This window comes from Streptomyces sp. ICBB 8177, assembly GCF_003144095.1.
Lineage (GTDB): Bacteria > Actinomycetota > Actinomycetes > Streptomycetales > Streptomycetaceae > Streptantibioticus_D.
Genome location: NZ_NSKH01000003.1, coordinates 447486 through 467394, shown reverse-complemented (window position 1 = coordinate 467394; position 19909 = coordinate 447486). Strand labels below are relative to the sequence as shown.

15 protein-coding genes are annotated in these 19909 nt (G+C 73.5%); 7 read left to right on the top strand and 8 right to left on the bottom strand.

Annotated elements, in window-relative coordinates; all coding sequences use genetic code 11:
• Positions 1-8 precede the first annotated feature (8 nt).
• On the bottom strand, positions 9-638 hold the full coding sequence (locus tag CK485_RS04990) for a DsbA family protein (RefSeq protein ID WP_109447287.1): 630 nt from the start codon (positions 636-638) through the stop codon (positions 9-11).
• 182 nt (positions 639-820) lie between these two features.
• On the opposite strand from CK485_RS04990, the gene pepN (CK485_RS04985) reads away from it, so the two are divergent.
• The 3 genes from pepN (CK485_RS04985) (at position 821) to pepN (CK485_RS04975) (ending at position 7306) form a co-directional block, all read left to right on the top strand.
• A complete protein-coding gene (gene pepN, locus CK485_RS04985; protein WP_109447285.1) occupies positions 821-3412 on the top strand; it encodes an aminopeptidase N in 2592 nt (863 codons plus the stop codon).
• Positions 3413-3600: 188 nt separating this feature from the next.
• Positions 3601-4605, top strand: a complete 1005-nt coding sequence (locus CK485_RS04980; RefSeq protein WP_109447283.1) for a hypothetical protein — start codon at positions 3601-3603, stop codon at positions 4603-4605.
• Positions 4606-4726: 121 nt separating this feature from the next.
• Complete coding sequence (gene pepN, locus CK485_RS04975) at positions 4727-7306, top strand: aminopeptidase N (RefSeq protein WP_109447281.1); 2580 nt, start codon at positions 4727-4729, stop codon at positions 7304-7306.
• Positions 7307-7509: 203 nt separating this feature from the next.
• Here the strand turns inward: pepN (CK485_RS04975) and CK485_RS04970 are convergent, their stop codons facing one another.
• The 6 genes from CK485_RS04970 to CK485_RS04945 all read right to left on the bottom strand — a co-directional run bounded on the left by CK485_RS04970 (position 7510) and on the right by CK485_RS04945 (position 14227).
• Entirely contained in the window at positions 7510-7734 is a 225-nt protein-coding gene (locus CK485_RS04970; protein WP_109447279.1) for a hypothetical protein, read from the bottom strand.
• 58 nt (positions 7735-7792) lie between these two features.
• Complete coding sequence (gene malQ / locus CK485_RS04965; RefSeq protein WP_109447277.1) at positions 7793-9901, bottom strand: 4-alpha-glucanotransferase; 2109 nt, start codon at positions 9899-9901, stop codon at positions 7793-7795.
• A 10-nt stretch (positions 9902-9911) separates the two neighbouring features.
• Entirely contained in the window at positions 9912-10097 is a 186-nt protein-coding gene (locus CK485_RS04960; RefSeq protein WP_109447275.1) for a hypothetical protein, read from the bottom strand.
• A gap of 183 nt (positions 10098-10280) precedes the next feature.
• On the bottom strand, positions 10281-11696 hold the full coding sequence (locus tag CK485_RS04955) for an amidase (protein ID WP_199239226.1): 1416 nt from the start codon (positions 11694-11696) through the stop codon (positions 10281-10283).
• A gap of 27 nt (positions 11697-11723) precedes the next feature.
• Positions 11724-12902: an FAD-dependent monooxygenase gene (locus tag CK485_RS04950; RefSeq protein ID WP_109447273.1), complete on the bottom strand. Its 1179-nt coding sequence runs from the start codon at positions 12900-12902 to the stop codon at positions 11724-11726.
• 146 nt (positions 12903-13048) lie between these two features.
• Positions 13049-14227, bottom strand: a complete 1179-nt coding sequence (locus CK485_RS04945; RefSeq protein ID WP_109447271.1) for a DUF5954 family protein — start codon at positions 14225-14227, stop codon at positions 13049-13051.
• A 100-nt stretch (positions 14228-14327) separates the two neighbouring features.
• Here CK485_RS04945 and CK485_RS04940 point away from each other — a divergent pair, with 100 nt between their 5' ends.
• Positions 14328-14837 (top strand): DinB family protein, encoded by a 510-nt coding sequence (locus CK485_RS04940; protein ID WP_109447269.1) that lies wholly within the window; start codon positions 14328-14330, stop codon positions 14835-14837.
• 94 nt (positions 14838-14931) lie between these two features.
• Here CK485_RS04940 and CK485_RS04935 read toward each other — a convergent pair whose 3' ends face one another.
• Entirely contained in the window at positions 14932-15468 is a 537-nt protein-coding gene (locus CK485_RS04935; RefSeq protein WP_109447267.1) for an HNH endonuclease, read from the bottom strand.
• 320 nt (positions 15469-15788) lie between these two features.
• On the opposite strand from CK485_RS04935, the gene CK485_RS04930 reads away from it, so the two are divergent.
• From CK485_RS04930 to CK485_RS04920, 3 genes are all read left to right on the top strand, one after another.
• Positions 15789-17012 carry a mechanosensitive ion channel family protein gene (locus tag CK485_RS04930; protein ID WP_199239239.1) on the top strand — a complete coding sequence of 408 codons (1224 nt, stop codon included), beginning with the start codon at positions 15789-15791 and terminating at the stop codon, positions 17010-17012.
• Between the two features lie 292 nt (positions 17013-17304).
• Positions 17305-18444, top strand: a complete 1140-nt coding sequence (locus tag CK485_RS04925; RefSeq protein ID WP_109447631.1) for an ROK family transcriptional regulator — start codon at positions 17305-17307, stop codon at positions 18442-18444.
• 120 nt (positions 18445-18564) lie between these two features.
• A complete protein-coding gene (locus CK485_RS04920) occupies positions 18565-19908 on the top strand; it encodes an ABC transporter substrate-binding protein (protein WP_109447263.1) in 1344 nt (447 codons plus the stop codon).
• Position 19909 lies beyond the last annotated feature (1 nt).

The window sequence follows — 19909 nt, the reverse complement described above, 5'->3', positions numbered from 1 at the left end:
CGAGGGGGTCAGTCGAAGATCGGGCCGACGGTACGGGTCCGCTTGATCTCGTAGAAGCCCGGGATCGAGGCGACCATCAGCGTGCCGTCCCACAGCTTGGCCGCCTGCTCGCCCTTCGGGGCGGGGGTGACGACCGGGCCGAAGAACGCGATCTGCTCGCCGTCCGAACCGGGCACCGCGATGACCGGGGTGCCGACCTCGGTGCCGACCAGGCTGATGCCCGCCTCGTGCGAGGCGCGCAGCTCGGTGTCGTAGGCGTCCGACTCGGCGGCGTCCGCCAGGTCGGCCGGCAGCCCGGCCTCCTCCAGGGCGGCGACCAGCGTCTCCCTGGTCTTCGGCTCCTGCCGGTTGTGGAAGCGGGTGCCCAGCGCCGTGTAGAGCGGGCCGAGCACGTCGGACCCGTACTTCTGCTCGGCCGCGACGCACACCCGCACCGGGCCCCAGGCCTGCTTCATGCCCTCGCGGTACTTCTCCGGAAGTTCGTCGAGGCGCGGCTCGTTGAGCACCGCGAGGCTCATCACGTGCCAGCGCACCTGCACGGGCCGGACCTTCTCCACCTCCAGCATCCAGCGCGAGGTCATCCAGGCCCAGGGGCACAGCGGGTCGAACCAGAAGTCTGCGGGGGTCTTCTCGGTCACGGTCTCTCCCAGTGAGTCGTCACGTCAGACCGGTGCAACGCGCGTGACCAGGCCCACATTCCCTGCATACCGCTGCTCAGTGCCGCATGCGATGATGCGATTCCTTCACCGTCCTGAAGGAACCACGGCGCACCCCGCCGTGCCGCAACGCAGCGACCGCCAGCGAAGACGAAGGAGTCACCGTGCCCGGCGAGAACCTGACCCGCGACGAGGCCCACGAGCGGGCCGGGCTGATCCGCGTGGACGGCTACGAGGTGGAACTCGACCTGCGTTCGGCCGTCCGGCTGGAGGAGCCCGCCTTCCGGTCGGTGACCACCGTCAGGTTCGGCTGCGCGCGGCCCGGCGAGAGCACGTTCGTCGACCTGATCGCCCCTTCCGTGGAGACGGTGACGCTCAACGGGCGCGAGCTGGACCCGGCCGAGGTCTTCGACGGCGCGCGGATCAGGCTGGACGACCTCGCCGCGACCAACGAGCTGACGGTGGACGCGCGCCCCGCCTACAGCAGGACCGGCGAGGGGCTGCACCGGTTCGCCGACCCCGAGGACGGCGAGGTCTACCTCTACACGCAGTACGAACCGGCCGACTCCCGCCGCGTCTTCGCCAACTTCGAACAGCCCGACCTCAAGGCGCCGTTCACCCTCACCGTGACCGCCCCGGCGGGCTGGACGGTGCTGGGCAACGGCGAGCAGGAGGGCGCGACGGAGCCGGTCGGCACCGACGCGGCGACCTGGCGGTTCGCCACCACCGAGCCGATGTCCACGTACATCACCGCGGTGCTCGCCGGCCCGTACCACGTCGAACGCGACGAGTACACAAGGGAGTTCGCCGACGGCACCCGGCTGCGGGTCCCGCTCGGCGCGCTGTGCCGCAGGTCGCTGGCGAAGCACTTCGACGCCGACGACATCTTCACCGTCACCAAGCAGGGCCTGGACTTCTTCCACGACCACTTCGACTACCCCTACCCGTGGGGCAAGTACGACCAGGCGTTCGTGCCGGAGTACAACATCGGCGCGATGGAGAACCCGGGCCTTGTCACCTTCCGCGAGGAGTTCGTCTTCCGCGGCAAGGTCACGCAGTCGTCGTACGAGAGCCGGGCCAACGTCATCCTGCACGAGATGGCGCACATGTGGTTCGGCGACCTGGTGACCCCGAAGTGGTGGGACGACCTGTGGCTCAAGGAGTCGTTCGCCGACTTCATGGGCGCCTTCTCGCAGGTGGAGGCGACCCGGTTCACCGGCGGCTGGATCACCTTCGCCAACCGCCGCAAGGCGTGGGCGTACCGCGCCGACCAGTTGCCGTCCACCCACCCGATCACCGCCGACATCCACGACCTTCAGGACGCCAAGCTCAACTTCGACGGCATCACCTACGCCAAGGGCGCCTCCGTCCTCAAGCAACTGGTCGCCTACGTGGGACGGGACGCGTTCCTCGAGGGGAGCCGCCGGTACTTCAAGCGGCACGCCTTCGGCAACACCCGGCTGGAGGACCTGCTGTCGGTGCTGGCGGAGACCTCGGGGCGGGACATGGCCACCTGGTCGCGGGCGTGGTTGCAGACGGCGGGCGTCAACTCGCTGACGCCCGAGGCGGTGTACGACGACGCGCAGGGCCGGATCGCCGAACTCGCCGTGCTCCAGGGCGCGTCGGAAGACCACCCGACGCTGCGCCCGCACCGGGTCGCGATCGGCCTGTACCGGCGCGGGGCGAGCGGCGCGCTGGAGCGCTACGCCCGCGCCGAGGCGGACGTGGCGGGCGAGCGCACCGTGATCACGGAGCTGGCCGGCGCCGAGCGGCCGGAGCTGATCCTCGTCAACGACGAGGACCTGACGTACTGCAAGGTGCGGTTCGACGAGACCTCGCTGGACACCCTCCGCGACCACCTGGGCGACCTGGCCGACCCGATGGCCCGGGCGCTGGTGTGGTCGGCGCTGTGGAACCTCACCCGGGACGGGCTGCTGCCCGCGCGGGAGTACCTGGGCATGGTGCTGCGCTTCGCGGGGCGCGAGTCGGACATCGGGGTGCTCCAGATGCTGCACTCCTGGGCGCACGTCGCCCTGGACCACTACGCGGCACCCGGCTGGCGGCCCGAGGGCGCCCGGCTGGTCGCCGAGGGCGCGCTGCGCGAGCTGCGGGCCGCCGCGCCGGGCAGCGGCCACCAGCTGGCGTGGGCCCGCTTCTTCGCGTCGGCGGCCTCCTCCGCCGCGGACCTGCGGCTGCTGTCCGGGCTGCTGGACGGCGGCGAGACGATCGACGGGCTCGACGTGGACCAGGAGCTGCGCTGGGCGTTCCTGGAACCGCTGGTCGCCGAGGGCGCCGCCGGGGAGGCGGAGGTGGCCGCCGAGCTGGCCCGCGACGACACCGCCTCCGGCAAGCGCCACCAGGTGCGCTGTCTGGCCGCGCGGCCGTCCGCCGAGGTGAAGGCGGCGGCGTGGCACGACGTGGTGGAGACCGACACGCTCTCCAACGCGCTGGTGGAGGCCACCATCGCGGGCTTCGCCCAGCCAGGGCAGCGCGAGCTGCTGGCGCCGTACGCGCCACGCTACTTCGAGGCGATCGCGGACGTGTGGGCGAGCCGGTCGATCGAGATCGGGATGGCCGTCGTACGCGGGCTGTTCCCCGAGCTCCAGGCGCACCCCGGCACGCTGGACGCGGCCGACGCGTGGCTGGCCGCGCACGCGGACGCCCCCGCGGCGCTGCGCAGGCTGGTGGCGGAGGGCCGCGACGACCTGGCCCGCGCGCTGCGGGCGCAGGAGTGCGACGCGCGGGCGGGGGCGTAAGGGGCCCCCGGGACCGGCGGCGGGAGGGGCCCTCTCTCCCTACCGCGAACGGGCGAATCGGCGGCCGGAGTTGACGGTGCGCATTGTCGGCCATCGAACGCGCGTACTTTAGCCCTGAACCGTCCCGGTTTGTCGACGGGATCGTAACGACGGTTAAAGCACGGGGAGTTGGCGGGAATCGCGAGGGCATGAACCATGACGCCACACCACTCGGCCCTCGTCCCCTCGTTCACCTGGAGCGCACCCGCCGCAGGGTGATGACCGCCCGCGAACTGCGTGCGCACGGCGTCCCCGCGGCCGTCCTCCAGGAGCGCTGCCGCCCGGGCGGCCCCTGGCAGCAGGTCCTGCCGGAGGTCTTCCTGCTCCACGCGGGCCCGGCTTCCGGCGAGGAGCGGGTGCACGCCGCGCTGCTGTACGCGGGCCTGCCGCCGAAGGGGCAGGAGGGCGGTGGCGACGCGATGGTCACCGGTCTCGCCGCGCTGGCGCTGCACGGCCTCGCCGGGGTGCCGCCGCTGGAGGCGCTCGACCGCGTCGACGTACTGGTGAGCCGGGGCCGGAAGGTCAAGGACGCCGGGGAGGTCCGGGTGCGCGGGGCGCACACCCTGCCGCGCCCGCTGCACGTCGCGGGACTGCCGTGCGCCCCGGTGGCCCGCGCGGTGGCCGACGCCGTCGCGATGCTGGACGACGCGGCCGCGGTACGGGCGCTGCTCACCGAGGCGGTGCGCACCGGGGACTGCGAACCGGCCGCCGTGGTGCGGGAGTTGAACACCGCACGGCTGCTGGACCGCCCGCACGTGGTGAACGCGGTCGACGCGCTGCTCGCCGAGGGCCGCGCGATCGCGGAGAGCAGGCTGTACGAGATGGTGCGCCGCTACGGCCTGCCCGACCCGGTGTGGAACGTCGACCTCAGGCTGCCCGGCGGGCCGTACCTGGGCAGCGTGGACGCCTACTGGCCGGACCACGCGGTCGCCCTGGAGCTGGACGCCCGGGCGCCCCGGCACGACGACCCGCAGCTGTGGACGCAGGCGCGCCGGGCCCGCGAGCACCTGGACCGGCTCGGCATCGAGGTGGTCCGCACCACCCCGAAGAAGCTGCGGACCTCGCTGGAGACGCAGGCGGCGGTGGTGCGCACCGCGCTGCTGTCGGCGGGCGACCGGCGGCCGCACGGCTACGTGGCGGTGCTGCCCCGGTGAGGCCCGGCGGGGCGTGACGGCGCCGAGGGCGCGCAGGTCGGCCCGGCCGGGGCGCGTGGCAGGATGGCGCCACAGTCCACCGATCGGACGATCACAGCACACTCCCAGAAGGAGCTCACACGTGCCGGGTACCAACCTCACCCGTGACGAGGCGCGCCGCAGGGCGCGCCTGCTGACCGTCGACTCCTACGCGGTCGATCTGGATCTGAGCGGGGCCAAGGAGGGCGGCACCTTCCGCTCGGTCACCGTGGTGCGCTTCGACAGCGCCGAGGCGGGCGCCGAGACCTTCATCGACCTGGTCGCGCCGAGCGTCGCCGAGGTCACCCTCAACGGCGTGTCCCTCGACCCGGCCGAGGTGTTCGCCGACAGCCGCATCGCGCTGCCGTCGCTGCGCGGGGGCCGCAACGAGCTGACGGTCGTCGCCGACTGCGCGTACACCAACAGCGGCGAGGGCCTGCACCGGTTCGTGGACCCGGTGGACAAGGAGACCTACCTCTACACGCAGTTCGAGGTGCCGGACGCCCGCCGGGTGTTCGCCTCCTTCGAGCAGCCGGACCTCAAGGCGTCGTTCCAGTTCACCGTGAAGGCCCCGGCGGGCTGGACGGTCGTGTCCAACTCCCCGACGCCCGAGCCGGTGGACGGGGTGTGGACGTTCGAGGCGACGCCGCGCATCTCCTCGTACATCACCGCTCTGATCGCCGGCCCGTACCACGCCGTGCACAGCACGTGGGAGGGCGCCGGCCGCAGCGTCCCGCTCGGTCTGTACTGCCGTCCCTCGCTCGCGGAGCACCTGGACGCCGAGGCGATCTTCGAAGTCACCCGGCAGGGCTTCGACTGGTTCCAGGAGAAGTTCGACCACGACTACCCGTTCGCCAAGTACGACCAGCTGTTCGTGCCGGAGTTCAACGCGGGCGCGATGGAGAACGCGGGCGCGGTGACCATCCGCGACCAGTACGTCTTCCGTTCCAAGGTGACCGACGCGTCGTACGAGCTGCGCGCCGAGACCATCCTGCACGAGCTGGCCCACATGTGGTTCGGCGACCTGGTCACCATGGAGTGGTGGAACGACCTGTGGCTGAACGAGTCGTTCGCCACCTACACCTCCATCGCCTGCCAGGCCGCCGCCCCCGGCAGCCGCTGGCCGCACTCGTGGACGACGTTCGCCAACTCCATGAAGACCTGGGCGTACCGGCAGGACCAGCTGCCGTCCACCCACCCGATCATGGCCGAGATCCGCGACCTGGACGACGTGCTCGTCAACTTCGACGGCATCACGTACGCCAAGGGCGCCTCCGTCCTCAAGCAGCTGGTGGCCTACGTCGGCGAGGACGCGTTCTTCCGCGGCGTGCAGACCTACTTCAAGCGGCACGCCTGGAGCAACACCCGGTTGACCGACCTGCTGGGCGCGCTGGAGGAGACCTCGGGGCGCGACCTGAAGGCGTGGTCGGCGGCGTGGCTGGAGACCGCGGGCATCAACGTGCTGCGGCCCGGGATCACCCTCGCCGAGGACGGCACGATCGCCTCGCTCGCGGTGCGGCAGGAGGCGCCCGCGCTGCCGGAGGGCGCGAAGGGCGAGCCGGTGCTGCGCCCGCACCGCATCGCGATCGGCGCGTACGACCTGCGGGACGGGAAGCTGGTGCGCACCGACCGCGTCGAGCTGGACGTGGACGGCGAGCTGACCGAGGTGCCGCAGTTCACCGGCAAGGCCCGTCCGGCGGTCGTCCTGCTCAACGACGACGACCTGTCGTACGCCAAGGTCCGCCTCGACCCGGAGTCGCTCGCGGTGGTCACCGAGCACATCGCGGACTTCACCGAGTCGCTGCCGCGCGCCCTGTGCTGGGCGTCGGCGTGGGACATGACCCGCGACGGCGAACTGCCCGCCCGCGACTACCTGGAGCTGGTGCTGTCCGGCATCGGCAGGGAGACCGACATCGGCGTGGTGCAGTCGCTGCACCGGCAGGCGAAGCTGGCGCTCGACCTGTACGCGGACCCCGCCTGGCGTCCGGCCGGGCTCGCCCGGTGGAGCGAGGCCACGGTGGAGGGGCTGCGCGCGGCCGCCCCGGGCGGCGACCACCAGCTGGCCTGGGCCCGCGCGCTGGCCGCCACCGCCCGCACCGACGAGCAGCTGGACCTGCTGGCCGGGCTGCTGGACGGCTCGGCGAGCGTGGACGGCCTCGTGGTCGACGACGAGCTGCGCTGGGCGCTGCTGGAGCGGCTGGCGGCGACCGGCAGGGCCGACGAGGCGTCGATCGACGCGGAGCTGGCCCGGGACGCCACGGCCGCCGGTGAGCGGCACGCGGCGACCTGCCGGGCGGCGATCCCGACCGAGCAGGCGAAGGCCGCGGCGTGGGCGGCGGTCGTGGAGGCCGCCGAGCCGCTGCCGAACGCGGTGCAGGAGGCGGTGATCGACGGCTTCGTCCAGGCCGACCAGCGCGACCTGATCGCGCCGTACGCGGACCGCTACTTCGCGGCCCTCAAGGGCGTGTGGGAGTCGCGTTCGCACGAGCTGGCCCAGCAGATCGCCATCCGGCTCTACCCGACGCTCCAGGTGGCGCCGCGGACGCTGGAGGCGACCGACACCTGGCTGGCCTCCGCCGGGCCGGGTGCGGCGCTGCGGCGGCTGGTGACCGAGGAGCGCGCGGGCGTCGAGCGCGCCCTGCGGGCCCGTGCCGCCGACCGCGCCGCGGGCGGGCGGGCCTGACGTCGCGAGAGCCCCCGCACACCGTTCAGCGGTGCGCGGGGGCTCTCGGCGTTCGCGTGACGACCGGGGCCGGGCACGCGTGAAGGCGCCCGGGGGCGCGGCCCCGCCGGGGGGCCGGCCCCCGGGCGCCTTCGTCGTTCACGAGGGCGCCCGAGCCGGTCGGGCCGGCCCTGGAACCCAGCCCCGGGCCCGGTCGCGCGGGCTCAGTCCTGCGGCTTCTTGCGCGACTTGTCGGTCACGATGACCAGACCGGCGATGATCACGAAGAGGGCGACGGGAATGCCCACGTAGAGCCCGAGGGTCTGGCCGAGGCTCAGACCGGGGCCGGGGTCGTCGCCGCCCGTCGCGAAGGCGGGGGACGACAGCAGCATCATCAGTGCCGTACCGGCCGCGAGGGTGCCGGCGCGCAGAGCGTTCTTGTTGACCACGGTCCAAACGTAGCGAAGCCTCGCCGGGCCCGCGCGCCCGGGGTCCTCCTTGGCGGGGCTACCGGTCCGGCACGGGCCGCCCAAGACCCCGGCGCACCTCGTCCACCAGCGCGTACAGCCGCTCGCAGGACACCAGCCGCTCCAGCGTGACCGGGTGACCGCGGCCGTCCGCGACCGGCAGCCGCCAGTTGGGGTAGGCGTCGGACGTGCCGGGCACGTTCTGCGGGCGCCGGTCGCCGACCGCGTCGGGCAGCCAGACGCCGACCATCCGGGCGGGGGTGCGCAGCAGGAAGCGGTGCACCGCCTTGATGGCGCCCTCCTCGTCGTCCGGTCCCTCCGGCAGCAGCCCCTCGGCGCGCAGCAGTTCCAGCCACTCGGTGACGTCGGCCGCGTCGGCGGCGCGTTCCTGCTCCAGCGGGCGGGTCAGCAGCCCCAGCCGGTGGCGCAGCCCCACGTGGTCGCCGGTCAGGCGGGAGGCGGTGCTGGGCAGGTCGTGCGTGGTGACGGTGGCCAGGCAGTCGGCGCGCCAGCGCTCCGGCGCCAGCGGCGCCCCCGAGCCGTCCCCGGCGCGTTCGAACCACAGCACGGAGGTGCCCAGCACGCCGCGTTCCGCGAGGCGTTCGCGGACACCAGGCGCGACGGTGCCCAGGTCCTCGCCGATGACGACCGCGCCGGCCCGGTGCGCCTCCAGGGCCAGCACGCCCAGCATCGCCTCGGCGTCGTAGCGCACGTAGACGCCCTCGGAGGGCGGGCGGCCCGCGGGCACCCACCACAGCCGGAACAGCCCCATCACGTGGTCCACCCGCAGGCCGCCGGCCCGGCGCAGCACCGACCGCAGCAGCTCCCGGTAGGGCGCGTACCCGGCGGCGGCCAGCGCGTCGGGGCGCCAGGGCGGCAGGGCCCAGTCCTGGCCGAGCGGGTTGAAGGCGTCCGGCGGGGCGCCGATCGACATGCCGGGGGCGAGCACGTCCTGTCCGGCCCACGCGTCGGAGCCGTCCGGGTGCACGCCCACCGCGAGGTCGTGGACGACGCCGACCGCCATCCCGGCGTCCTCGGCGGCGCGCGCGGCCCGGGTCAGCTGCTCGTCGGTGAGCCAGGCCAGCCAGCTGTGGAAGTCCACCCGGTCGAGCACCTCGGCGCGGGCCCGCTCGGTGCCGGCCGAACGCGGGTCGCGCAGGTCCTCGGGCCAGGAGCGCCAGTCGGGGCCGTGGAGTTCGGCCAGCGCGCTCCAGGTGGCGTGGTCCTCCAGCTCCCGGCCGCGTTCGGCGAGGAAGTCGCAGTACGCGGCGCGCCTGCCGGGCGGCAGCGGCACCTCGCGCACCGCCCGCAGCGCCTCGTGCTTGAGCCGCCACACCGCGTCCCGGTCGATGAGCGCGTCGTCCTCCAGCACCGCCCGCCGCAACTCGCCCGCCCGCTCCAGCAGTCGGTCCACCCGGGCGCGGGCGGCGGCGGGCAGGTAGGCGTACTCGGGCACGTCCCGCACCCGAAGGTAGACCGGGTCGGGGAAGCGCCGGGTGGAGGGGCGGTACGGCGAGGGGTCGGTGGCCGCGCCCTCACGGGCCGGGACGGCGGTGTGCAGGGGGTTGACGGTGAGGAAGTCGGCTCCGAGCGTCCGTCCGGCCCAGGCGGCGAGCTCCGCCAGGTCGCCGAGGTCACCCATGCCCCACGAGCGTTCCGACAGCAGTGAGTACAGCTGCACCATGAACCCGAAGCCGCGCCGGGGCGGCCCCGGCAGCCGCTCGGGCACGACGATCAGGGCGGCGTCGGCCTCGCGCCCGTCCGCGGCGCGGGCCCGCAGCCGGTGGTAGCCGAGCGGCAGCGGTCCCCGGGTGGCCGTCGTACCGTCCTCCAGCTCGACGGTGAGCGCGGTGCCCTCGGGCACGTCCGGCTTGAGCGGCGCGCCCTCGCGCAGCACCACGCAGGGCGGCAGCAGCCTCGCCGCGAGCAGCTCCTCGTGGCGGGCCAGCGCCCGGGCGACCGCGTCCGGCCCTGACGCGTCGACGCCCAGGGCCCGCAACGCGGCGACGACGCCCGCTTCGGGGGCGTCGACGACGGTGCCGGGGGTGGTCTCGTAGCGGATCTGCACTCCGTGCGCGGCGGCCAGCCGCCGCAGAGCGTCGCCCGCCACCGGGCCGGACGCCGGGTCCGGCCGCTCGGGTCCGCCCATCGCGTCCCGCTCAGCCTTCCGCGCCGACGCCGACCACGGCGGTGGGCTCGCTGGTCAGCGCCGGCTCCACGGCGAGCGGGGGCTCGCTGGTGAGCGGGACGTCCTCCGCCATCGCGGGCTCCGAGGTCAGCGGCTCCTCGAAGCCGCAGTCGCACTCGCTCAGAGCGGACAGCAGAAGATCGGCTGGGACGGCCACGGAGTGCCTCCGGTGGGTGGATCGGTCGAGACGGTCGGACGTCTGAGCCCTACCCACTGTCCGCGGGCACATCCCACACTCACCACACGCGACCGCCCGCACACGCTAGGTCATATCAACGCCAGTCGTGCGTACGGCTCGACGCGGCGCCGCGCCCCCTGTGCCGCGTCCCCGGTCCGGCCGCTACGCGAACCCCTCCGGCACCGCGCGCTCCGCCCACGGCGCCGCCTCCTCCAGCTGTGCGGCCAGCGCCAGCAGCGGGCCCTCCTCGCCGTGCCGGGCACCCAGCATCACGCCGATCGGCAGGCCGTCGCGCGACCAGCCCAGCGGCAGCGAAACGGCGGGCAGCCCGGCGATGTTCCACGGCGCGGTGAAGGGTGTGAACGCGGTCTGCGCCGCGAAGTCCGCCTCCGGATCGGCGTCGTCGCGCAACGCGCCCACGGCTTGCGGCAGTTGGGCGAGCGTCGGGGTGAGCACGGCGTCGTAGCCGTCGATCGCGGTGGCGAACTTCCGCCCGATCGTCTGCATCGCGGCCAGCGCCCGCGCGTACTCGACGCCGGTCACCGCCTCGCCGCGCTCGCGCAACCAGCGGGTCATCGGCATCAGTAGCGCCTCGTCCCGCCTGGGCACCGGGGTGAGGGCGGCCAGCACCGACCACACCGGCGTGAACGCGTCGCGGTCGCCGGGGGCGAGCGGCTGCGGGATCTCGCGGACCTCGTGGCCCAGGTCGGCGAGGAGCGCGGCCGTGCGGTCGTAGGCGGCCAGCACCTCGGGGTCGACCACGACCCCGGCCGGGTCGGGGTCCGCCCAGCGGGCGATCGTCAGGCGGCGCGGGCGGCTGCCGCACCAGTCGAGGAAGAGCCGGTCCGGCCCGCCCGCGGGCCACGGGTCGCCCGGCACCCGCGCCGCGATGACGTCGAGCAGCGCGGCGGCGTCGCGCACCGTGCGGGCCAGCGGGCCGTCCGTGGCCAGGCCGCTGACGTCGCCGCGCGGTGCGGGGCTGACCCGGCCCCTGCTGGGCTTGAGCCCGACCAGGCCGCAGCAGCTCGCCGGGATGCGGATCGAGCCGCCCCCGTCGCTGCCGACCGCCGCCGGGGCGAGCCGGGCCGCCACCGCCGCCGCGGCGCCCCCGCTGGAGCCCCCGGCGCCGCGGCTGGTGTCGTACGGCGTGCGCGCGGGCGGGCCGACCCGGCTCTCGGTGTAGGCGGGCAGCCCGAACTCCGGGGTGTTGGTCTTGCCCGGCATCACCGTGCCCGCCTCGCGCAGCAGCTCGGGGACCCGGGCGGACGCCTGCGTCACGCGGTCCGCGAAGGCGGCGGACCCGGAGGTGAAGCGGACCCCGGCGACCGGCGTCAGGTCCTTGACCGGCACCGGCACGCCCAGCAGCGGCGGCAGCGGCCCGCCCGCGGCGCGCAGCCGGTCGGCCTGCCGGGCCTGCTCCAGCGCCAGGTCGGCGGTGACCGTGAGGTACGCGCCCACGGCGGCGTCGAAGCGCTCGATCCGGGCGAGGTAGTGCTCGGTCAGCGCGACCGCGGAGATCTCGCCGTGCCGTACGGCGGCGGCCTGTTCCAGCAGGGTCAGCTCGTGGGGTTCCGCCATGGGCCGACCCTACGCCGCCCGCGCCGCTCAGTAATCCTTGAGCCGCAGGCCGTGCACGACGTCCTCCAGGCGGGGCAGGTCGAGGGCGTCCGCCGTGCCGTCCACCTCCGCGGCCATCCGCTGCCGGCTGGTCAGCGCGATCGCCTGGTTCCCCGCGACGTACTCGCGCAACTCCCCCTCGTACGCGGCGAACGCGGCCCGGTGCTCCCCCGCCGCGGTCTTCAGCTCGCCCGCCAGGACGTACGCGCCGACCATGGCCATGCTGGTGCCCTGGCCCGACATCGGCGATCCGCAGTAGCCCGCGTCGCCCAGCAGCACCACCCGGCCGCGTGACCAGCTGTCCATGTGGATCTGGCTCATGGAGTCGAAGTGGAAGTCCGCGGCGTCCCACAGGTACTTCACGATCCGGTCGAACTCCCAGCCCGCGCCCGTCAACCGCTCGGCTACCAGCCGCCGCTGGGCGGCGACGTCCCGCACGTCGTACTCCAGCGGCTCCTCGCTCCCGAAGCCGAGGTAGACCCGCGACTCGGAGTTGTCCCGGGCGCTCATGACGCCGCCGAACACCTCGGCGCCGGGCTCCCCGGCCCGGCAGAAGACCTGCCAGCGATCCAGGTTCAGGAAGTTGGGAGCGGTGAAGACGGCCAGGTAGCTGCCGAGGTGGTGGATGAAGCCCCGCTCCGGCCCGAAGGCGGCCGCGCGCACCGCCGAGTGCAGCCCGTCGGCGCCGACGACCAGGTCGAAGGTCTCCGGCGGCGCCTCGCGGAACGCGACGCGCACGCCCTCCTCGTCCCGGTCGTCGAGGGCGATCACCCAGTCGCCGTAGCGGTAGGCGACGCCGCCCGGGCAGGCCCGCTGGATGATCTCGTTGAGGTCATCGCGCATGATCTCGACGTCCGGGCTCGCCAACTCACCGCCGGTGAGTGTGCGTTCGGTGCTGCGGTAGACCTCACGGCCGGAGCCGTCGACCACCGACATCCCGAGCATGTCGGTGGCGTGCTCCCGCAACGACGGCAGTATTCCCATCCGTTCCGCGACGTCCAGGGCGGGGCCGCGCACGTCGATGGCCTGGCCGCCGGGCCGGAAGGCGGGGGCGCGCTCGACGACGGTGACGTCGAAGCCGCCGTGGCGGGCGAGCCAGTGGGCGAGGGAGGATCCGGCGATGCCGGACCCCGAGATCAGGACACGGGTGCGGGTGCCGACGGTCATGGGAATGCTCCGTTCGAGGTCGTCCGGGGTTAACGCGTCCAACCTCCCCCGGGCCGCTGACAACGGGCTGACCGTGGGCTGACGGGAGCCCCGCTGGGCCGCGCCCGCGGTGTCAGCGGGCTGTCAGGCGCTCAGCCCGCGAGGGCTCAGCCCCCCGGCCCGGCCCCCCGCCCGCGTCGCTCCCCGCGCTCACGCTCCCGCTTCTCCTTCGCGGCGATCCTGCGGGCCTCCTCCTGCTCCCACAGCGCCTTCAACTCCAGGGTGCGGGCGTCCAGTTCGATCGGCTCGTCCTCGTCCTTCCACTCCCCCGCCTCCTTCAGCTGCCGCACGTGGACCTCGATGGGCGGCTCCGGGTCGAAGTCCGACGGGCGCGGTCCCTCGGGGCCGTCCGGGCCGACGCGGACCATCCGTTCGACCCGGGTCACCCGGAAGCGGCGGCCCGCGACGGTGGCGACGTTGGCGCGCTTGCCGTCCAGCCGGTCGGCGGCGGCCGCGTAGACGGCGCGCTCCTCGTCGTCCAGCCGCATCGAGAACGGCGCCATCACCCGCATCCAGGACGCCAGACCGTCCCGCGCGCCCTGCGGGGTGGCGTACGTGACACCGGGCCGGTGGCTGCGCCACTCGCCGTCGACCCGTTCGGACAGCGCGAAGACGGCAGGCAGCAGCACCCCGCCCGGATACTCCTGCGCCGCGCGCCGGGCGTCCCGGGACACCTCGGGCGGCGCGCCGCGCACGACGCCCACGAAGCGCATCAGATCCAGCTTGAGCAGGCCGTCAGACAGGCCGGTGCCGGTGAACGGGTCCACGACGAAGCCCTTGGCGCCGCTGACGGGCCGGTCACCGTCGCCCACCTCGCCCGGGTCGGGATCGGACGGGCGAGGCGGCTCGGGTCCACTCGGACCCATGCGCACGAAGTGCGAGGCGCGCACGATCCTGAACCGCTCGCCGCGCACAGCCAGTTCGTCGACCACCTCGCGGTCCATGCGCAGCGCGGCGGCCATCCACCGGCGGGCGGCCTCGGCGTCGCCCTCCTGCTCGGCGGCCTGCGACCGCATGCGGAACTGCGAACCCAGCGAGTCGCGGGCCTGCTGCGGCGCGTCGGCGCCGCACTCCGACAGCTCCCATCCGCCCGCCTCGTGCTCCCGGGCCCAGAAGAACTCCGGCGCACCGACACCCATCACCTGCGGATAGCGCTCCCTGGCCTGCCATGCCTCCTGCTCGGCGAAGGCCGCGATCGGGCCGCTTTGCGCAGTGACCCGGATCGTCAGGTAGGCGGGCACGCTGTCCTCGAAGCCGCCCGGCCCGCCGTTGCTGTAGCCGCTCATGTACCGACTGTGCCCGAAGCGTGCCGGGGAGCGCTTCGGGATTCGGTGAACTCGGCACCCGGAAGGGGGATTTCGGGCCGGATGTGGTTGGCTTCCGGCCGTGATCCCCGACATCCGCACCGGCCCACCGCACTTCGGCGACGAACGCGAGACGCTGCGCGCGTTCCTCGACTACCACCGCGCGACGCTGGAGATGAAGTGCGCGGCGCTGGACGACGAGGCGCTGCGCACCCGCTCCTGCCCGCCGTCCGCGCTGACCCTGCTGGGGCTGGTGCGGCACATGGCCGAGGTCGAGCGGGCCTGGTTCCGCCGGGTCTTCGAGGACAACGACGCGCCGATGGTGTGGTCCGACGAGGTGGACTTCCAGGCTGCGTACGACGCGAGCGGCTCGACGCGCGAGGAGGCGTTCGGCACGTGGCGTGCCGAGGTGGAGGTCTCCCGTCGCGTGGAGCGCGCGGCGGCCACACTGGACGTCCGCGGGCTCCAGCCGCGCTGGGGCGAGGAGGTCTCGCTGCGGCTGGCGATGGTCCACGTCCTGCTGGAGTACGCCCGGCACAACGGCCACGCGGACTTCCTGCGCGAGGCGATCGACGGCGAGGTGGGCGCGTAGCGGTGGTGGGGAGCCGGGCCGCGCGGTCCGGTCCCCCACCACGTGTCCGCCTTCGGAAGGCGTGCTCCGCGTACCTACGACGAAGGCCCGGACCTCAGGCGGAGATGCCGTCGATCCGGGCCATGGCGTCCTCGGCGCCATACGCTTGCAGGTATGGCAGCCAGCGCGGGTCCCTATGGCCGGTGCCGATGATGCGCCAGGCCAGGCCGGAGGGCGGGGCGGGCTGATGGCGCAGGCGCCAGCCGAGTTCCGCGACGTGGCGGTCGGCCTTGACGTGGTTGCAGCGGCGGCAGGCCGCCACCACGTTGTCCCAGGAGTGCTGGCCGCCCCGGCTGCGCGGGATGACGTGGTCGACGCTGGTTGCGGCGCTGCCACAGTAGGCGCACTTGCCGCCGTCCCGGGCGAAGAGCGCGCGCCGGGTGAGCGGGACCGGCCCGCGGAACGGGACGCGCACGAATTTCGTGAGTTTTACGACACTGGGCGCGGGAAGTACGCGGGTCGCGCTGTGCATGAGGGCGCCGGACTCCTCAAGGCAGACGGCCTTGTTGTTGAGGACGAGAACGAGCGCGCGGCGGAGCGGTACGACGCCGAGCGGCTCGTACGACGCGTTGAGGACAAGGACATGCGGCACGGATGCCTCCCTTAATACGCCGGCGGCGCGTGGCTCGCGCCGGGACGATCTCCCCTCAGTGTCGCCGCACTCCTGGTCGTGGCGCCACCATGACCGGGTAACGACCTCAGGGTGTTTTCCCGCACACCTCTTTATATCCACGCATTACGCCCCCGGTCACCGGAGAGGCGTTCGGTCGTCGTCCGGGGGCGCGGCGATTGCCCCGTTAGGGTGGTTGACCGGCCGTTCGCAGACCGGGGCCCCTCCGGGCCCGTCCGGACGGCGCAGCCCGAAGCCCCCGTCCCTAGGGAAGGTCCCCCACCGTGTCCTGGTCCTGGTCCATGATCGCCGCCGCCTCGCCGGGTCCCGGCGACCCGGGCGACGTCACGCTCGACCACGCCCAGCGGTCCGCCACCAACGCGGCCAACTACGTGCAGGTCCACTGGGCGAACTGGGTCGAGGCGGCCCTGCGGATCATCCTCATCCTGGCGATCGCGATCGTCCTGCGAGCCATGGTCCGCCGCATGATCACCCAGCTGATCGCGCGGATGAACCGCACCGCGGAGTCCCGCGCCAGCGCCGCCCTCGGCGGGCTGCTGGTCAACGCGGAGCGGCGCAGGCAGCGCAGTGAGGCGATCGGCTCGGTGCTGCGCAGCGTGGCGTCGTTCCTGATCCTGGGCACGGCGGCGCTGACCGTGCTGTCGGTGCTCCAGATCAACCTGGCCCCGCTGCTGGCCAGCGCCGGGGTGGCGGGCGTCGCGGTCGGCTTCGGCGCCCGCAACCTGGTCACCGACTTCCTCTCCGGCGTCTTCATGATCCTTGAGGACCAGTACGGCGTCGGCGACACGATCGACGCCGGCGTGGCCTCCGGCACCGTGATCGAGGTCGGCCTGCGGGTGACCAAGCTGCGCGGCGACAACGGCGAGATCTGGTACGTGCGCAACGGCGAGGTCAAGCGGATCGGCAACCTCAGCCAGGGCTGGGCGACCGCGATGGTCGACATCCAGGTCGGCTACGGCGAGGACCTGGACCGGGCCAGGGACGTCATCACCTCGGCGGCGGAGCAGATGGCCAAGGAGGAGCCCTGGGACGAGGCGCTCTGGGAGCCGGTGCAGGTCCTGGGCCTGGAGACGGTCAGCGCGGACTCCGTGGTGATAAGGGCGCAGGCGAAGACCATGCCGGGCAGGGCGACCGGCGTGGCGCGCGAGCTGCGCTGGCGGATCAAGCGGGCCTTCGACGAGGAGGGCATCACGATCGCAGGCGGCAGCGCGACGGCCTCCGACGCCACCAGCACCGACCCGGCCCAGGCGCCGGTGGTCGAGACCGGCCCCGCCTCCGCCGCCGCGGTCTCCGTCCCGGCCGCCCCCGCCCCCGTTCCCGCGCCGGAGACCACCGGCGGCACGTCGGTACCGCACCCGTCCACCCCGCCGCACGTCTCGCAGGCGCCGCACCCCTCGCAGGCGCCGGAGGCCTCCGGCGCGTCCGGAAAGGACGGCGGGGACGGCGAGGGCCCGGAGGGCGACGAGAAGCGCCCCGGCCGCCACTCGCTCTTCCGGCGGCGGTGACCTCACGTTCCCGCCGCCCCGACGGCCCCCGCGACACCGGTCGCGGGGGCCGTCGGCGTTTCCCCGGGTAACGCTTTGGTCGAGACGGCCCGGGTACTCACGGGTAGCCCCTTGACGGGTCCGATGCGGAGGCTTAACTTTCCAGTCACCGATAGGAAAGTTTCCTAATAGAGCACTCGCGGTCACCACGCCGCGCGGTGCCCGCGACCATTACCGTTAGCCGTCGACGCCGTACGAGGGAGGGATCAGGACCGTGGCCGGGACACCGGGAACGCCGCGCGTGCTGCGCGCCATGAACGACCGTGCCGCGCTCGACCTGCTGCTGGAACACGGCCCGCTCTCCCGCACCCGGATCGGCGAGCTGACCGGACTGTCCAAGCCCACCGCCTCCCAGTTGCTCGGCCGCCTGGAGGCCGCCGGGCTGGTCGTCGCCACCGGCACGACGGCCGGCCGGCCGGGCCCGAGCGCCCAGCTGTACCGGGTGAACCCCGACGCGGGCCACGTCGCGGCGCTGGACGTGACCCCCGACCGCATCACCGCGGCCGTCGCCGACATCGCGGGCGACGTGCGCGGCGAGCACACCGTGACGACCAAGGGCCGGCGCACCACCCGCACCGTCAGCCAGGTCACCGAGGCGATCGACACGGCGGCCGCGGCGGCCGGGGTGGACCGTTCCCGGCTCAACCGGGTCGTCATCGGCTTCCCCGGCGCCTTCGACCCGGTGACCAACGTGCTGCGGTACGCGGGCCACGTGCCGGGCTGGCACTCCCCCGACCTGCTCGACGAACTCGGCGCCGCCCTGGGCGTGCCGCTCACGGTGGAGAACGACGTCAACCTGGCGGCCGTCGCCGAGCAGCGCCTCGGCGCGGCGGTCGGCTGCGAGGACTTCGTGCTCTTCTGGGCCGAGGAGGGCATCGGCGCGGCCGTCGTGCTCGGCGGCCGGCTGCACCGCGGCGCCACCGGCGGCGCGGGCGAGGTCGGCTACATGCCGCTGCCGGGGGCGCCGGTCCTGCACAACGTCAGCCGCGCCAACACCGGCGGCTTCCAGGAACTGGCGGGCGGCGAAGCGGTGTTGAAGCTCGCCCGGCAGGGCGGCATCAAGGCCCGCACCCCCCAGGAGGCGATCGCCAAGGCGGTGGCCGACGGTCAGGACGGCGCCGCGGTGCTGGACGAACTGGCCGTCCGGATGGCCACCGGACTCGCCTCCGTCGTCGCCGTGCTGGACCCGCAGCTCGTCGTGCTGTCCGGCGGCGTGGTGACCGCGGGCGGCGAGGAACTGCGCTCCCGGGTCGAGCGGCACCTGCGCGAACTGGCCATCCCGCAGCCCGCGTTGCGGCTCAGCGAGCTGACCGGCAACCCGGTGCTGGTCGGCGCGGTCCAGCGGGCGCTGGCCGCCGCCCGCGACGAGATCTTCGACACCACGGCCGAATAAGGCCGCAGACAGCACGACCCCGGGCCCGCCCCTTACCGCGCCCCGGGCGCGACATCCGCACCTCGTCCCACCCCCCCGCGCACCGAGCCCTGCTTCCGCATGCCCTCCTGGAGGATCCGCATGTCCACATCCCGCAGATTCGCCCGCATATGCACCGCCCTCGCCACCGGCGCCGCGATGACACTGCTGGCCAGTGCCTGTACCGGGCAGAGCACCGACCAGGCGGGCGACAACCCGAACAAGGACGTCACGATCAACTTCTGGCACGGCTGGAGCGCGCCGAGCGAGCTGAAGGCGATCAACGACGACATCGCCGCGTTCGAGAAGGCGCACCCCAACATCCACGTCCACGCGGTGCCCAACGTCAACGACGACAAGATCAACCAGGCGCTGCGCGCGGGCGGTCCGGACGCGCCGGACGTGGTCTCGTCGTTCACCACCGACAACGTCGGCAAGTTCTGCTCGTCGGGGGCGATGGCGGATCTCGGGCCGTTCCTGAAGAAGTCCGGCATCGACCCGCAGAGCACGTTCCCCAAGCCGATGCTGGACTACACCCAGTACGACGGGACACGCTGCACGCTGCCGCTGCTCGGGGACGCCTACGGGCTGTACTACAACAAGGACGCGTTCAAGGCCGCCGGTATCACCTCGCCACCGCACACCTGGTCGCAGTTCCAGGCCGACGCGGTCAAGCTGACCAGGTCCAGCGGGGACTCGTACTCCCAACTGGGCTTCATGCCGGACTTCCACGGCTACGAGTCGACGCCCGCGCACTACGCCGCCCAGTGGAGCCCGGCCTACTTCGACTCCAAGGGCGACTCCGAGGTCGCCAGGGACCCCGCCTTCGCCCAGATGTTCACCTACCAGAAGGGGCTGGTGAACGCGCTCGGCGGGTTCACCAGGCTGGAGAAGTACCGCAGCACCTTCGGGGACGAGTTCGGCGCGAAGAACCCGTTCCAGACCGGGCAGGTCGCGATGGCCATGGACGGCGAGTGGCGGCTGGGGATGGCCCAGCAGGCGGGCGTGAAGTTCCCGATCGGGGTGGCGCCGCTGCCGGTGCCGGACGACCAGGCCGACACCTACGGCAAGGGGTACATCACCGGCACCATCGTCGGCATCGCCGCGCACAGCCAGAAGCAGAACGCCGCCTGGGAGTTCGTCAAGTTCATCACCACCGACACCGACGCGGTGGTGAACTTCTCCAACGAGATCCACAACGTGCCCTCCACCCTGGCCGCGCTCAAGTCGCCGAAGCTCGACCAGGACCCGAACTTCCAGACGTTCGTGGACATCGCGGAGAACCCCAACAGCAACACCACGCCCGCGAGCCCCAACGGCGGCCAGTACCAGGTCACTTTGCAGGACTTCGCCTACAACTACGAGGCGGGCAAGGTGCGGGACCTCGAAGCGGGCCTGAAGGGCGTGGACAAGCAGGTCGACGAAGACACCGCGCAGGCGAAGTGAC